The sequence below is a fragment of the Azotobacter armeniacus genome (assembly GCF_054779355.1).
Genome location: NZ_BAAGYK010000040.1, coordinates 46,546 through 61,102, shown reverse-complemented (window position 1 = coordinate 61,102; position 14,557 = coordinate 46,546). Strand labels below are relative to the sequence as shown.

Annotated in this window: 12 protein-coding genes; 8 read left to right on the top strand and 4 right to left on the bottom strand. The window is 68.0% G+C overall.

From position 1 onward, the window contains the following. Positions 1–57 precede the first annotated feature (57 nt). The gene (gene ompR / locus ACYVD0_RS09560; RefSeq protein ID WP_460426610.1) at positions 58–798 is read left to right on the top strand and encodes a two-component system response regulator OmpR; all 741 of its coding nucleotides are present in this window, start codon (positions 58–60) and stop codon (positions 796–798) included. Between the two features lie 119 nt (positions 799–917). Then, positions 918–2,231, top strand: a complete 1,314-nt coding sequence (locus ACYVD0_RS09555) for a two-component system sensor histidine kinase family protein (protein WP_460426609.1) — start codon at positions 918–920, stop codon at positions 2,229–2,231. 126 nt (positions 2,232–2,357) lie between these two features. Here the strand turns inward: ACYVD0_RS09555 and rimK are convergent, their stop codons facing one another. Then, positions 2,358–3,263: a 30S ribosomal protein S6--L-glutamate ligase gene (gene rimK / locus ACYVD0_RS09550; RefSeq protein WP_460426608.1), complete on the bottom strand. Its 906-nt coding sequence runs from the start codon at positions 3,261–3,263 to the stop codon at positions 2,358–2,360. Next, the gene (gene rimB, locus ACYVD0_RS09545; protein WP_460426607.1) at positions 3,260–3,730 is read right to left on the bottom strand and encodes an ATP-dependent zinc protease family protein; all 471 of its coding nucleotides are present in this window, start codon (positions 3,728–3,730) and stop codon (positions 3,260–3,262) included. Before rimB ends, rimK begins: the two co-directional genes overlap by 4 nt. Positions 3,731–3,848: 118 nt before the next feature. Here rimB and ACYVD0_RS09540 point away from each other — a divergent pair, with 118 nt between their 5' ends. Continuing rightward, a complete protein-coding gene (locus ACYVD0_RS09540; RefSeq protein WP_460426606.1) occupies positions 3,849–4,241 on the top strand; it encodes an RNA-binding S4 domain-containing protein in 393 nt (130 codons plus the stop codon). A 138-nt stretch (positions 4,242–4,379) separates the two neighbouring features. Here ACYVD0_RS09540 and ACYVD0_RS09535 read toward each other — a convergent pair whose 3' ends face one another. Continuing rightward, positions 4,380–5,645, bottom strand: a complete 1,266-nt coding sequence (locus ACYVD0_RS09535; protein WP_460426605.1) for an OprD family porin — start codon at positions 5,643–5,645, stop codon at positions 4,380–4,382. Between the two features lie 312 nt (positions 5,646–5,957). Then, positions 5,958–7,535 carry an aldehyde dehydrogenase (NADP(+)) gene (locus ACYVD0_RS09530; RefSeq protein WP_460426604.1) on the bottom strand — a complete coding sequence of 526 codons (1,578 nt, stop codon included), beginning with the start codon at positions 7,533–7,535 and terminating at the stop codon, positions 5,958–5,960. A 573-nt stretch (positions 7,536–8,108) separates the two neighbouring features. Here ACYVD0_RS09530 and ACYVD0_RS09525 point away from each other — a divergent pair. The 5 genes from ACYVD0_RS09525 to ACYVD0_RS09505 all read left to right on the top strand — a co-directional run bounded on the left by ACYVD0_RS09525 (position 8,109) and on the right by ACYVD0_RS09505 (position 14,409). Then, complete coding sequence (locus ACYVD0_RS09525; RefSeq protein WP_460426603.1) at positions 8,109–8,870, top strand: FadR/GntR family transcriptional regulator; 762 nt, start codon at positions 8,109–8,111, stop codon at positions 8,868–8,870. A gap of 556 nt (positions 8,871–9,426) precedes the next feature. Continuing rightward, a complete protein-coding gene (kdgD, locus tag ACYVD0_RS09520; protein ID WP_460426602.1) occupies positions 9,427–10,338 on the top strand; it encodes a 5-dehydro-4-deoxyglucarate dehydratase in 912 nt (303 codons plus the stop codon). A 129-nt stretch (positions 10,339–10,467) separates the two neighbouring features. After that, positions 10,468–11,859 (top strand): MFS transporter, encoded by a 1,392-nt coding sequence (locus ACYVD0_RS09515; RefSeq protein WP_460426601.1) that lies wholly within the window; start codon positions 10,468–10,470, stop codon positions 11,857–11,859. A gap of 21 nt (positions 11,860–11,880) precedes the next feature. Then, entirely contained in the window at positions 11,881–13,434 is a 1,554-nt protein-coding gene (gene garD, locus ACYVD0_RS09510) for a galactarate dehydratase (RefSeq protein WP_460426600.1), read from the top strand. A gap of 36 nt (positions 13,435–13,470) precedes the next feature. Next, on the top strand, positions 13,471–14,409 hold the full coding sequence (locus tag ACYVD0_RS09505) for a 2-hydroxyacid dehydrogenase (protein WP_460426599.1): 939 nt from the start codon (positions 13,471–13,473) through the stop codon (positions 14,407–14,409). Positions 14,410–14,557: the final 148 nt, after the last annotated feature.

The following is a 14,557-nucleotide window of genomic DNA, read 5'->3' as shown; positions in this document are numbered from 1 at the left end:
GCCGACCAGCCCCGGCGGCTGCGTCATAATAGCGCACGATCGTTGCCAGGAGTCCCGATGAACAGCACAGCCAGTGCCACGCCGGAAGGCGAAAAGATCCTCGTCGTCGATGACGACCCCCGCCTGCGGCACCTGCTGGAGCGCTTTCTCAACGAGCAGGGCTACCGCGTGCGGGCGGTGGAGAACATCGAGCAGATGGACCGCCTGCTCGGTCGCGAACACTTCAACCTGGTGGTGCTCGACCTGATGCTGCCCGGTGAGGACGGTCTGTCCGCCTGCCGCCGTCTGCGCGAGAGCGACAATCAGGTGTCGATCATCATGCTTACCGCCAAGGGCGACGAGAGCAGCCGTATCCAGGGGCTGGAGCAGGGTGCCGACGACTACCTGGCCAAGCCGTTCAACCCCCGTGAGCTGCTGGCACGGATCAAGGCCGTGCTGCGCCGCCAGGCACCGGTGGTGCCGGGCGCGCCGGCCAGCGAGGACGAGATCGTCAGCTTCGGCGACTACCGGCTGTCCCTGGCCACCCGCGAGCTGATGAAGGGCGACCAGGTGCAGATGCTCACCACTGGCGAGTTCGCCGTGCTCAAGGCGCTGGTCCAGCATGCCCGCGAGCCGTTGACCCGCGACAAGCTGATGAATCTCGCCCGCGGCCGCGAATGGGATGCCCTGGAGCGCTCCATCGACGTGCAGATCTCGCGCCTGCGCCGGCTGATCGAACCGGACCCGTCCAAGCCGCGCTACATCCAGACCGTGTGGGGCGTCGGCTACGTGTTCGTCCCGGACGGCAACAAGCCCTGACCGATCCCGCCCTCACTGGCCGCTCAAGCGGCGCAGCCGGCCAGCCAGGCGGCGCCGGCCCTCGGCCGGCAGCCTGAGCCGCCCCCCCCCTGTTCGAGCGTCCCGCTGGTGGTGTCCCGATGAAAACCCCGCTCTGGTTCCCGCAAAGCTTCTTCGCCCGCACCCTCTGGCTGGTGCTGCTGGTGGTGCTGTTTTCCAAGGCGTTGACCCTGGTCTACCTGATGATAAACGAGGACGTGCTGGTGGATCGCCAGTACAGTCACGGCGCTGCGCTGACCCTGCGCGCCTACTGGGCCGCGGACGAGCGCGACCGCCCACGCATCGCCGAGGCGGCCGACCTGAGGCTGGGCGCGCCGGAAAACGTGCCGCTCGGCGAACACCACTGGCCGTACAGTGAGATCTTCCAGCGCCAGATGCAGGACGAGTTGGGGGCGGAGACCCAGGTGCGGATGCGCGCCCAGCCGAAGCTGGCGCTTTGGGTCTATGCGCCCAACCTGGGGCCGGACTGGGTGCGGATACCCATGTATCCGCACCCGCTGAGCGGCCAGCGGATCTGGAGCGTGCTCGGCTGGTTCCTCGGCATCGGTCTGCTCTCCACCGCTGCCGCCTGGATCTTCGTCCGCCACCTTAGCGCGCCGCTCAAGCTGCTGGTGTTCGCCGCCCGGCAGATCGGCCAGGGGCGCAGCGTGCGCCTGCCGGTCAGCGACACACCGAGCGAGATGACCGAGTTGTACCGTGCCTTCAACCAGATGGCCGCCGACGTCGAGCAGGCCAGCCGCGAACGCGAGCTGATGCTGGCCGGGGTGTCCCACGACCTGCGCACCCCGCTGACCCGCCTGCGCCTGTCCCTGGAGCTGCTCGGCAGCGACCCCGAGCTGACCGAGGACATGGTGCGCGACATCGAGGACATGGACGCCATCCTCGACCAGTTCCTCGCCTTCATCCGCGACGGCCGCGACGAGCCGGTGGAGCAGCTCGAGCTGGGCGAGCTGGTGCAGGAGGTGGTGGCGCCGTTCAACCAGAAGGGCGAGACGGTGCGCCTGGCCCTGCAGCCAATCCCGCCGTTCCCGCTGCGCCGGGTATCGATCAAGCGCCTGCTGGGCAACCTGGTGCTGAACGCCCTGCGCCACGGCGGCGAGCAGGTCGAGGTCGCCGCCTACGTGGCCGGCGATCAGGGCGCGCCCTACGTGGTGCTCAGCGTGCTCGATCGCGGTGCCGGCATCGATCCGGCCGAGATGGGCGAGATCTTCAATCCCTTCACCCGTGGCGACCGAGCCCGTGGTGGAGCCGGAACCGGCCTGGGCCTGGCCATCGTCAAGCGTATCGCCGCCCAGCACGGCGGCAGCGTGGAGCTGCGCAACCGCCTGGGCGGCGGCCTGGAGGCGCGGGTCTGCCTGCCGCTGGGGCTGATGCTGCCACGCGATGCGGTATGAAGGCCGTTCGCCAGGGCAGCACGGAGCAGGTTCTCCGGGGCTTGCGATGACACCCCTGTAGGGGCCGATGGATGGGCTCGAGGACCCGGCCCGGCCTTCCCTTGCCGGGCGTTGCCTGTTTCTGGCTCAGCCCTTGCCGCGGGTTCGCGTCAGCCCGTGTTCGGCGTTTTTTTCCAGGTATTCGATGATTATCCCCGCGACGTCCTTGCCGGTGGTGGTCTCGATGCCTTCCAGGCCGGGAGAGGAGTTCACCTCCATCACCAACGGGCCGTGATTGGAGCGCAGGATGTCCACGCCGGCGACGTTGAGGCCCATGATCCGGGCCGCGCGGATGGCGGTGGAGCGCTCCTCCGGGGTGATCTTGACCAGGCTGGCGGTGCCGCCGCGGTGCAGGTTGGAGCGGAACTCGCCGGGCTTGGCCTGGCGTTTCATCGCGGCGATGACCTTCTCGCCGACCACGAAGCAGCGGATGTCGGCGCCGCCGGCCTCCTGGATGTACTCCTGGACCATGATGTTCTGCTCCATCCCCATGAACGCCTCGATCACCGACTCGGCGGCCTTCTGCGTTTCGCAGAGCACTACACCAATGCCCTGGGTGCCCTCCAGCAGCTTGATCACCAGCGGCGTGCCGCCGACCATCGCGATCAGGTCGGGGATGTCGTCCGGCGAGTGGGCGAAGCCGGTCACCGGCAGGCCGATGCCCTTGCGCGAGAGCAGTTGCAGCGAGCGCAGCTTGTCCCGCGAGCGGCTGATCGCCACCGATTCGTTGAGCGGGAACACGCCGATCATCTCGAACTGGCGCAGCACCGCGCAGCCGTAGAAGGTCACCGAGGCGCCGATGCGCGGGATCACCGCATCGAAGCCCTCTAGCGGACGACCGCGGTAGTGGATCTGCGGCTTGTGGCTGGCGATGTTCATGTAGGCGCGCAAGGTGTCGATCACGACCACCTGATGGCCACGCTGCACGCCGGCCTCCACCAGGCGGCGGGTCGAGTACAGGCGTGGGTTGCGCGACAGCACGGCGATTTTCATTGGGCACCACGAAGCTTGGGGAGAAGGGGTTTGTCCTGCACGTAGGCCAGCGCCGGGTTGACCACCAGCTGGCCATCGACCAGGGCTTTCGAACCGAGCAGTACGCGGTAGCGCATGGCCTTGCGGCAAGTCAGGGTGAATTCCACCGGCCAGGCACGATCACCGAGCGCCAGGGTGGTGAGGATGACGTAGCGGGTCTGGGTCTGGCCGTTGGAGCTCTTGATGGTCTTGACGGCCACCAGGGGCGCCTGGCAATGGCGATGGCGCAGTTGCACCAAGGTGCCGAGGTGGGCGGTGAAGCGCACCCAGAGGTGTCCGTCGCGCTTGAACTGCACCACCTCGGTGGCATGCAGGGTCGAGGTGCTGGCGCCGGTGTCGATTTTTGCCCGCAATCCGGCGACGCCCAGATCGGGCAGATCGATCCATTCGCGCAGTCCGATCACCGAAAGTTGGTCGAATGTCTTCAAGAAGGCGGCGCTCCACAGTCGGTGTGAGGCATTCTAATCGGCACGACCGACAACCGCACCTGTCTGCGCCGGCCTTGGGCGGCCGGCCAAATTGGCATGGGAGAGGTGATCTATAAGCATGAACGAGAAAGATGACGAAAAGGTTCGCCTGGACAAGTGGCTCTGGGCGGCGCGTTTCTACAAGACCCGGGCGCTGGCCAAGGAGGCCATCGAGGGCGGCAAGGTGCATTGCCGCGGCGAGCGCTGCAAGCCCTCGAAGGAGCCGAAGGTTGGCGACGAACTGACGATCCGTACCGGTTTCGACGAGCGCGCCGTGGTGATCCGCGCGCTCAGCGCGGTGCGCCGCGGCGCCCCCGAGGCGCAGCAGCTCTACGAGGAGACCGCCGAGAGCCAGGCCCGCCGCGAGGAGGCCGCGGCCCTGCGCAAGGCAGGCGCCCTCGGTCTGGAGACGTCCGGGCGGCCGAGCAAGAAGCAGCGCCGGCAGATTTTCCAGTTCCGCGAGGAGCGCTGACGACCGTCCGTCTCGTCGAGAAGCTGGCTGCGGGCAGAGCGGCCGCCAGAGCCGGACGGGCGGGCCGATGAGACGCAGGAGCCGGGCAGAGGCCTGGCTCCTGAGTATGTCGCACGCTTCGGAGTCCGCTTCAAGCCTTCAGAACAGCGAGATCGGGTACTGGACGATCAGCCGGTTCTCGTCGTAGCTGTTGTTGCTGCCCCAGTCGGCGCGCCGGCTGGCGTTGCGCCACTTGACGGAGAGGCTTTTCAGTGTGCCGCTCTGCACCACGTAGGCCAGCTCGCTCTCCCGCGCCCATTCCTCGCCGTCGCTGACCGTCGCGGTGTGCACGTTCTTGCCGCTGATGTAGCGGTTCATGAGGGTCAGTCCCGGCACGCCCAGGGCGGCGAAGTTGTAGTCGTGGCGCAGCTGCCAGGACTCCTCGCGGGCGTTGTCGAAGGTGGTGGTGAAGCCGTCGTTGGGCAGCATGCCGCCGCTGGTGCCGTTGACCCGCATCCAGCGGTCGTCGCCGGTGAGGCGCTGGAAGGCGAAGGTGAAGGTGTTGGCGCCGGTCTTGAGGGCGAACAGGCCGGTCAGGGTCCGGTTGTCCAGGTCGCCGGCCCTGGCCTGGCCATCCTCCTCGCCGTCGAACAGGCCCACCCGCGAGGAGAGCGACCAGTCCTTGCTCAGCGGCTGCAGGTGGCGGATCTCGAAGTAGCGCTGCTTGTAGATGTCCTCGAGCTGGCCGAACCAGGCGCCGACGGTGGTCCGGTTGTCGTTGAAGCTGTATTCGACGCCGCCGAAGTTGTAGCGGTCGGAGGTGGCGCCGGACACGCCGTTCATCGACATGTCCTCCATGCTGGAGTCGTTGCGCGGGCTGTTCTCGCGCATTTGGCCGGCATGGAGGGTCAGGTTCTTGATTTCCTTCACCGTCAGCATGCCGCCGCGGAAAGTCTGCGGCAGCAGGCGGCCGTCGTTGGAGTTGAGGATCGGCAGCACCGGGCTCCATTCGCCGACCTTCAGCTCGCTTTCGGAAAAACGCAGCTTGCCGGCCACTGCCAGGCGGCCGAAGTCGTCGGCCGGTTTGCCGTCCTTGCCGACGGGGAGCAACTCGGTGCCGCCGGTGCCCTTGCCGCCGTCGAGCTTGATCGCCCACAAGCCGAGCACATCGATGCCGAAGCCGACGGGCCCTTCGGTATAGCCCGACTTGAGATCGAGGATGAAACCCTGGGCCCATTCCTCTCGCTTGGCCTGGGTGGCGCGGTCGACCATGTTGCGCTGCATGTAGTAGTTGCGCAGGGTCAGGGTACCCTTGGCGTCGTCGACGAAGGCCGCCTGGGCGTTGGGCAGGAAGCCCGTGAGGCCGAGTGCCAGGGCAAGGGAGGCGGACGGACGGAGCGGAAAGTGTTGGGTGCTGTTCTTCATTGTTGTTGTTACCGGTGAAGATTCGGTGGAAAAGGCGCAAAAAGGCCCCCCTCCGCGGGCGCGGATGCGTTGGGCGAAAGGGGGAAAGCCCGGCGACGGTTGCCGGGGCTGGCAGATCAGGCGAGCGGCGTTCCCGGCGGCGTGCCGGAGGTGTGGGAGTGCGGCGGAATACGGACGTGCGTGCGGAGCGAAGTGGTCATGCGGTGTTCCCGTTCGTTGTTGTCGTTGTCGTCACGGAAGCCGGGGGCGGACGCCCCCGGGTGAAGCCATGGTGCGCAGATGCCCGCTCCCTGTCGGGGGCGCGGGGGCTGCTTACAGCGCCTCGCGGCTCGGCTGGCCGTCGATCAGGCGCAGGATGCCCAGCGGGTTGGCGTTCTGCAGGGCCTCCGGCAGCAGCGCGTCCGGGTAGTTCTGGTAGCACACCGGGCGCAGGAAGCGGTCGATCGCCAGGCTGCCCACCGAGGTGCCGCGGGCGTCCGAGGTGGCCGGGTAGGGGCCGCCGTGGACCATCGCGTCGCACACCTCCACGCCGGTCGGGTAGCCGTTGACCAACAGGCGCCCGGCCTTCTGCTCGAGCACCGGCACCAGGGAAGCGAAGGCGGACAGGTCCGCCGGCTCGGCGATCAGGGTGGCGGTGAGCTGGCCGTGCAGGCCGTGCAGGGCGCGGACCAGCTCGGCCGCATCGGCCACCTCGACGACCACGGTGGTCGGTCCGAAGACCTCCTCCTGCAGCAGCTCGTCGCCTTCCAGCAGCAGGCTGACGTCGGCCTGGAACAGCTGCGGTCTGGCCTGGTTGCCTTCCTGCTGCTGGCCGGCCAGGAGCCTGACCTTGGGATGGGCGTGCAGGGCGGCGAGGCCCTTCTCGTAGCTCTTCAGGGTGCCGGGGTTGAGCATGGTCTGCGGGCCCTGGTCGGCCATGGCGGCGGCGAAGGCTTCCAGGAAGGCGGAGAACTCCGCCGAGCGCAGGCCGACGATCAGCCCGGGGTTGGTGCAGAACTGCCCGCAGCCCAGGGTCACCGAGGCGGTCAGCTCCCGGGCGATCTGCTCGCCGCGCTGCTTGAGCGCTGCGGGCAGCAGCAGCACCGGGTTGATGCTCGACATCTCGGCGAACACCGGGATCGGCTGCGGCCGGGCGGCGGCCATGTCGCAGAGCGCGCGGCCGCCCTTGAGCGAGCCGGTGAAGCCGACTGCTTGGATCGCCGGGTGCTTGACCAGCGCCTCGCCGACCCCGTTGCCGTAGATCATGTTGAACACCCCGGGCGGCATGCCGGTCTTTTCGGCGGCGCGCAGGATGGCGTCGGCTATGCACTCGGCGGTGGCCATGTGGCCGCTGTGGGCCTTGAACACCACCGGGCAGCCGGCGGCCAGGGCGGCGGCGGTGTCGCCGCCGGCGGTGGAGAAGGCCAGCGGGAAGTTGCTGGCGCCGAACACCGCGACCGGGCCGACGCCGATGCGGCACTGGCGCAGGTCGACGCGCGGCAGGGGCTTGCGCTCGGGCAGAGCGCGGTCGATGCGTGCGCCGTGGAGCTCGCCGCGGCGCAGGACCTGGGCGAACAGGCGCATCTGGTTGCTGGTGCGGCCGCGCTCGCCCTGGATGCGCGTGGCGGGCAGGGCGGTCTCGCGGCCGACCAGGGCGACGAAGTCGTCGCCGAGGGCGTCGAGCTCGGCGGCGATGGCCTCGAGGAACGCGGCGCGGCGGGCGGCGGGCAGGGCGCGGTAGGCCGGGTAGGCAGCGGCGGCGGCCTCGGCGGCGGCGTTCACCTCGGCGGGGGTGGCCTGGTAAAAGTCGTAGGATAACTTCTCGCCGGTGGTCGCGTCGAGGCTGTGGACGATGACGTCGCCTTCGCTGCTGCGGGTTCCTGCGATGTAGTTCTTGCCTTCGATCCGCATTGCTTTAACTCCTCTGGCCATAAGGATTTGGCGGTTGTTGACGGGGTGCCCGGGCAATCGTCCGGTTGGAATGTCAGGGCGGAGCGGGGCAACTGTAACGCTTCGGGTGTTGAATGTCATCATATGACGCGATCAGTTGTCGCGTCTGTCGGGGTGCGCGCGACGGCCGGGGCGGCAAGGCCTCCGTGGCGGGAATGATGTCGGGCCATGGGGCGGTCGCCAGATCAGCCGGCTGGATGCCATGGCGAAAGGGCGGGTGGCGGCAGCGAAGGGTTGTGGCTGCGTGTCGCCCGCCCGGGGGAGGGCTCGACGGGGATGCCTTCTGGGCTGTCCGGCTGGCGTCCGGGTACGAGGGCGTGTGGCCGGGTCATTGTGTCGCGGCTGAGGTGCTAGGTTGGCGACAGGCGGGGAAGGCATCCGGAATAGCCAATAAAGGCAGGCTGCTGGCACGTTGCTGGAGTATCGCCAGCGGAGCGGGCGTCATCGACGGCAGTTGCGAAAACAGGGCGGTATTGTCATACAACTTAGGCGTATGATGACGTCTCCGGAACACTGCCGAAACCGAGCATCGAGATGAGCAACGAAAGCACACTGCCGCGCCCGCGGCGCAAGAACCGCAGCCTTGCCCAGGAACTGGTAGCCGAGCTGACCCGGCAGATCCGGGAAGGGCAGATCAAGTGCGGCGAGAAGCTGCCGACCGAGTCGGAAATCATGGAAGCCCACGGGGTGAGCCGCACCGTGGTGCGCGAGGCTATCTCGCGCCTGCAGGCCTCCGGCACGGTGGAGACGCGCCACGGCATCGGCACCTTCGTGCTGGACACGCCGAGCACCAGCGGCTTTCGCATCGACCCGGCGACCATCGTCACCCTGCGTGACGTGATGGCCATCCTCGAGCTGCGCGTCAGCCTCGAGGTGGAGTGCGCCGGCCTGGCCGCGCGCCGGCGCAGCGCCGAGCAACTGGCCGCCATGCGCGCGGCGCTGGACACCTTCAACCGCGCCAGCCAGGCCAGCGATGCGGTCGCCAGCGACTTCCAGTTCCACATGCAGATCGCCCTGGCCACCGGCAACCGCTATTTCACCGACATCATGAGCCACTTCGGCACCAGCATCATTCCGCGCACCCGCCTGGATTCGGCGCACATCGCCCATGCCGACCAGCAGCAGTATCACGCGCGGTTGCGACGCGAGCACGAGGAGATCTACGAGGCGATCGCCCGCCAGGATGCCGACGCAGCCCGCGCCGCCATGCGCCTGCACCTGACCAACAGCCGCGAACGTCTGCGCCAGGCCCACGAGGAGGCCGAATCCCAGCAGGCCGGTTCCGAGCCGGCCTGATTCCCGCCCCGGCGTACGGATCGCGGTCCGCGCCGGCCTGGTCCTTCGCCATCCTCCCCTTGCAGCGCAGGGCGCCCGGACCGAAGCCGGCGTGGCGTGTGCAAGCCTCCATCGTCATGCGATGACCTGTTTTCGCGACTGCTCGCCGGCCGCGCCGGTACCGGCTTCTCGCCGCGCATCGCGGAAATCCCCGGCGACGGCCTGCGATGCCGCGAGTATCCGCTCCCGCTCCCGCTCAGGCAGACATGGCCGCGCGCCGCCGCGGTTTCGCTCCTGCTCACGGCATTCCTTGTGAAAAGATACGATGACTTCTTGTTGGATTCGAGAGGCTGGGTTGTTCCGTAAAGCAGCCGCAGGCACTCAGTAAATCAATGATTTACAAATAAATTTATCGAAACATAGTGGTTTTTGGTTTTTCGAGAGACGCTGCCAGGCGCCGGAGATGCTGAAAAAGGCACGGAGAGGGGCTAGTTTTTACGGGAGTCATACGATAACTTATTTCTAAGCCCGGTCGCCGACCGGAGACTCCCACCTCACCAAGCAGGGTGCTCGACCAATGACTCCACAAGAACTCAAGTCCATCCTCTCCTCCGGGCTGCTGTCCTTCCCGGTCACCGACTTCGATGCCGCCGGCAACTTCAACGCCGAGTCCTACGCCCGCCGCCTGGAGTGGCTGGCCCCCTACGGCGCCAGTGCGCTGTTCGCCGCCGGCGGCACCGGCGAGTTCTTCTCGCTGGACATCAATGAGTACCCGCAGATCATCAAAACCGCGGTGGACACCTGTGCCGGCAGCGTGCCGATCCTCGCCGGCGTCGGCGGTCCGACCCGCCAGGCCATCCACATGGCCCGGGAGGCCGAGCGTCTGGGCGCCAAGGGCCTGCTGATCCTGCCGCACTACCTGACAGAAGCCAGCCAGGAGGGCGTCGCCGCCCACGTCGAGGCGATCTGCAAGTCGGTGAAGATCGGCGTGGTGGTCTACAACCGCAACGTCTGCCGGCTGACCCCGAGCCTGCTGGAGCAGCTCGCCGAGCGCTGCCCGAACCTGATCGGCTACAAGGACGGCCTGGGCGACATCGAGCTGATGGTGTCGATCCGCCGCCGCCTGGGCGAGCGCTTCACCTATCTGGGTGGCCTGCCGACCGCCGAAGTCTTCGCCGCGGCCTACAAGGCCCTGGGCGTGCCGGTCTATTCCTCGGCGGTGTTCAACTTCATCCCGCGCACCGCCATGGAGTTCTACAAGGCCATCGCCGCTGATGACCACGAGACCGTGGGCAAGATCATCGACGACTTCTTCCTGCCGCTGCTGGAGATCCGCAATCGCCGCGCCGGCTATGCGGTGAGCATGGTCAAGGCCGGGGCGAAGATCGTCGGCCACGACGCAGGCCCGGTGCGCGCGCCCTTGACCGACCTGCTGCCCGACGAGTACGAACGCCTCGCCGCGCTGATCAGGAAGCTCGGCCCGCAGTAAGCCGGGTTATTCCTGCAGTGGCCTCGCCCGGCCGTGTCGACAGCATGACGAGCGGCCGGTCGTGAGTCCGCGCCCTGCACGAGCAGGGCGCTCCACGTTACAACACAACAATTTGTGGAGCCCAACATCATGCAAGCCATCAAGCAAACCCGCGTGCGTTACCTGATCCTGCTCATGCTGTTCCTGGTGACGACGATCAACTACGCCGACCGCGCCACCATTTCCATCGCCGGCTCCAGCATGCAGAAGGATCTCGGCTTCGACGCCGTGACCCTCGGCTACATTTTCTCCGCCTTCGGCTGGGCCTACGTCCTGGGGCAGATCCCCGGCGGCTGGCTGCTCGACCGCTTCGGCTCCAAGCGCGTCTACGCAGGGAGCATCTTCACCTGGTCGCTGTTCACCCTGCTGCAGGGCTTCGTCGACACCGTGCCGGTGGCCTGGGCGGTGACCACCATGTTCATGCTGCGCTTTCTGGTCGGCTTCGCCGAGGCGCCGTCGTTCCCCGGCAACGCGCGCATCGTCGCCGCCTGGTTCCCCACCGCCGAGCGCGGCACGGCCTCGGCGGTGTTCAACTCCGCGCAGTATTTCGCCACCGCGCTGTTCGCTCCGCTGATGGGCTGGATCGTCCACAAGTTCGGCTGGGAGCACGTGTTCATCATGATGGGCGTGCTGGGCATCGTCTTCTCCGGCGTCTGGCTGAAGACCATCTACAACCCCAAGGAACACCCGCGCATCAATCCGGCCGAGCTGGAGCACATCGAGCAGAACGGCGGCCTGGTCGACATGGACAGCGCCCGCAAGTCGGGCAGCCAGGGACCGCGCTGGGACTACATCCGCCAGCTGCTGACCAACCGCATGCTGGTCGGCGTCTACCTCGGCCAGTACTGCATCAACGGCATCACCTACTTCTTCCTCACCTGGTTCCCGGTGTACCTGGTGCAGGAGCGCGGCATGTCGATCCTCAAGGCCGGCTTCATCGCCTCGCTGCCGGCCCTCTGCGGCTTCATCGGCGGCGTGCTCGGCGGGGTACTCTCCGACTGGCTGCTGCGTCGCGGCCACTCGCTGACCCTGGCGCGCAAGCTGCCGATCGTCACTGGCCTGCTGCTCTCCACCAGCATGGTGTTCTGCAACTACGTCCAGGCGGAGTGGATGGTGGTCGGCTTCATGACCCTGGCCTTCTTCGGCAAGGGCCTTGGCGCGCTGGGCTGGGCGGTGGTGGCGGACACTTCGCCGAAGCAGATCGCCGGTCTGTCGGGCGGCCTGTTCAACACCTTCGGCAACATCGCCTCGATCACCACGCCGATCGTCATCGGCTACATCATCAGCGCCACCGGCTCGTTCAAGTGGGCGCTGGTGTACGTCGGCGCCAACGCGCTGGTGGCGGTGTTCAGCTACCTGGTGATCGTCGGCCGCATCCAGCGCGTCGAACTCAAGGACGGTCCGACCCAGGGCGGCTCCGCTCGCAACGAAGAGGCCCCGGCCGCTCCGCTCGGTCCCCAGGGTAGCGCGGCGTCCGCCTGAAATCTGTATGAGGGTAGTGTCATGTTGATCGAACATCAGGATTCGCCGCGCTACATCCGCCTGCACGCGGACGACAACGTCGGCGTGGTGGTCAACGACCAGGGCGTGGCGGCCGGCAGCCGCTTCACCGACGGCCTGGAAGCCGTCGAAAACATCCCGCAGAGCCACAAGGTGGCGCTGACGGACCTCGCCGAAGGGGCCGAGGTGGTGCGTTACGGCCAGGTCATCGGCTACGCCCTGCAGCCGATTCCCCGCGGCAGCTGGGTGACCGAGGCGCACCTGCGCATGCCGGAGCCGCCGGCGCTCGACAACCTGCCGCGGGCGACCCAGGTCGCCGCGCCGCTCGAGCCGCTGGAGGGCTTCACCTTCGAGGGCTTCCGCAACCCCGACGGCAGCGTCGGCACGCGCAACCTGCTCGGCGTCAGCACCACCGTGCAGTGCGTGGCCGGGGTGCTCGAGCATTGCGTCGAGCGGGCGCGCAAGGAGCTGCTGCCGAAATACCCCAACGTCGACGACGTGATCGCCCTGACCCACAGCTACGGCTGCGGCGTGGCGATCAACGCGCCGGATGCGGTGATCCCGATCCGCACCCTGTTCAACCTCGCCCGCAACCCCAACCTCGGCGGCCAGGCGCTGGTCATCGGCCTGGGCTGCGAGAAGCTGCAGCCGGTCCAGCTGATGCCTGGCGATGCGCTGACCAGCGGGATGAGCGAGCAGCAGTGGCTGTACCGCCTGCAGGAGTCGGGCAACGGCTTCGCCGGGATGGTCGAGCAGATCCTCGGCCTGATCGAGGCGCGCCTCGAGGTCCTGAACGAGCGGCGCCGCGAGACCTGTTCGGCCTCCGAACTGGTGGTCGGCATGCAGTGCGGCGGCAGCGACGCCTTCTCCGGGATCACCGCCAACCCGGCGCTGGGCGTCGCCGCGGACCTCCTGGTGCGCGCCGGCGCCACCGTGATGTTCTCGGAGAACACCGAGGTGCGCGACGGCATCCACCTGCTTACCCCGCGGGCGGCGACGCCCGAGGTGGCCGACGCGCTGATCCGCGAGATGGACTGGTACGACCGCTACCTGGAGCGGGGGATGGCCGACCGCAGCGCCAACACCACCCCCGGCAACAAGAAGGGCGGGCTGAACAACATCGTCGAGAAGGCCATGGGCTCGATCGCCAAGTCCGGCTCCAGCCCCATCGCCGGTGTGGTCCCGCCGGGCGAGAAGGTCAGGGGCAGGGGCCTGCAGTTCTGCGCCACCCCGGCCAGCGACTTCATCTGCGGCACCCTGCAGCTGGCCGCCGGGATGAACCTGCACATCTTCACCACCGGGCGCGGCACGCCCTATGGCCTGGCGATGGTGCCGGTGATCAAGGTGGCCACTCGCACCGAGCTGGCCGAGCGCTGGCCGGACCTGATCGACGTGGACGCAGGGCGGGTGACCTCCGGGCGGCTCTCGCTGGAGGCGCTGGGCTGGGAGATCTTCCGCCTCTACCTGGACGTGGCCAGCGGCCGCACGCGCACCTGGGCCGAGCGGCACCGCCTGCACAACGATCTGGTGCTGTTCAATCCGGCGCCGGTAACCTGAGGTCGTCCGACGATCGAAGCCATCGAGGAATCTGCCATGAAGGGACTGAAGGTGCTGCAGGTCGGCGCCCTGAGCGAGCGGTTCAACCGGCGCATGGCCGAGGAGTACGGCGCCGAGGCGTACTGGAAGCACGCCGACGGCGCGGCCTTTCTGGCCGGGCGCGGTGCGGAGTTCGAGGTGCTGGTCACCTCGGCGCGCTTCGGCTGCACGGCGGCGATGCTCGAGGCGCTGCCCAGCCTGCGCGCCATCTGCAGCTTCGGCGTGGGCTACGACGCCATCCCGCTGGAGCCGGTGCGCCGGCGCGGCATCCGCCTCAGCAACACGCCGGACGTGCTCAACGAGTGCGTCGCCGACCTGGCCATGGGCCTGCTGATCGACGGCGCACGACGGATCGCCGAGGCCGACCGCTTCGTCCGCGCCGGCCAGTGGCTGATCGGCAACTTCCCGCTGGGCACCCGGGTCAGCGGCAAGCGCCTGGGCATCGTCGGCCTGGGCCGCATCGGCCAGGCGCTGGCGCGGCGCTCCAGCGGCTTCGACATGCAGGTGCGCTACCACAACCGCCGGCCGCTGGCCGGCTGCCCCTACGGCTACGCGGCTTCTCTGGTGGAGCTGGCGCAGTGGGCCGACTTCCTGGTGCTGACCTGCCCGGGGGGACCTTCGACCCATCACCTGATCGATGCCGGGGTGCTTGCGGCGCTGGGTCCGAAGGGCCTCTTGGTCAACGTGGCGCGCGGCTCGGTGGTCGACGAGGCGGCGCTGGTCGCGGCGCTCGCCGAAGGCCGGCTCGGCGCTGCGGCCCTCGATGTCTTCGAGCGCGAGCCGCAGGTGCCGGCGGCGCTGCTGGACATGCCCAACGTGGTGCTGCTGCCGCACGTCGGCAGCGGCACCGAGGAAACCCGCCTGCAGATGGAGGAGCTGGTCATCGCCAACCTGCAGGCGTTCATCGACAAGGGAGAGCTGCTGACGCCGGTCTGACAACTCTTCGCACCGGTTATGGCGCTGCTCTGGGCGGCAGTTCCATAAGGCGCGGTGTCGCCACAAGCGGCGCCGCGCGACCCTCGCACATTTGCTGATTCCTGCAGTAGGGCGCACCACGAGTGCGCCTTTTTTTTTATGGTGCTCC

Bases quoted from the DNA above. Each gene is read 5' to 3' on its own strand.
- ACYVD0_RS09555 (WP_460426609.1), top strand. From the start codon at position 918: ATGAAAACCCCGCTCTGGTTCCCGCAAAGCTTCTTCGCCCGCACCCTC.
- ACYVD0_RS09535 (WP_460426605.1), bottom strand. From the start codon at position 5,645: ATGAAGAACAGCACCCAACACTTTCCGCTCCGTCCGTCCGCCTCCCTT.
- rimK (WP_460426608.1), bottom strand. From the start codon at position 3,263: ATGAAAATCGCCGTGCTGTCGCGCAACCCACGCCTGTACTCGACCCGC.
- ACYVD0_RS09530 (WP_460426604.1), bottom strand. From the start codon at position 7,535: ATGCGGATCGAAGGCAAGAACTACATCGCAGGAACCCGCAGCAGCGAA.
- kdgD (WP_460426602.1), top strand. From the start codon at position 9,427: ATGACTCCACAAGAACTCAAGTCCATCCTCTCCTCCGGGCTGCTGTCC.
- ACYVD0_RS09525 (WP_460426603.1), top strand. From the start codon at position 8,109: ATGAGCAACGAAAGCACACTGCCGCGCCCGCGGCGCAAGAACCGCAGC.
- ACYVD0_RS09505 (WP_460426599.1), top strand. From the start codon at position 13,471: ATGAAGGGACTGAAGGTGCTGCAGGTCGGCGCCCTGAGCGAGCGGTTC.
- ACYVD0_RS09540 (WP_460426606.1), top strand. From the start codon at position 3,849: ATGAACGAGAAAGATGACGAAAAGGTTCGCCTGGACAAGTGGCTCTGG.
- garD (WP_460426600.1), top strand. From the start codon at position 11,881: ATGTTGATCGAACATCAGGATTCGCCGCGCTACATCCGCCTGCACGCG.
- ompR (WP_460426610.1), top strand. From the start codon at position 58: ATGAACAGCACAGCCAGTGCCACGCCGGAAGGCGAAAAGATCCTCGTC.
- ACYVD0_RS09515 (WP_460426601.1), top strand. From the start codon at position 10,468: ATGCAAGCCATCAAGCAAACCCGCGTGCGTTACCTGATCCTGCTCATG.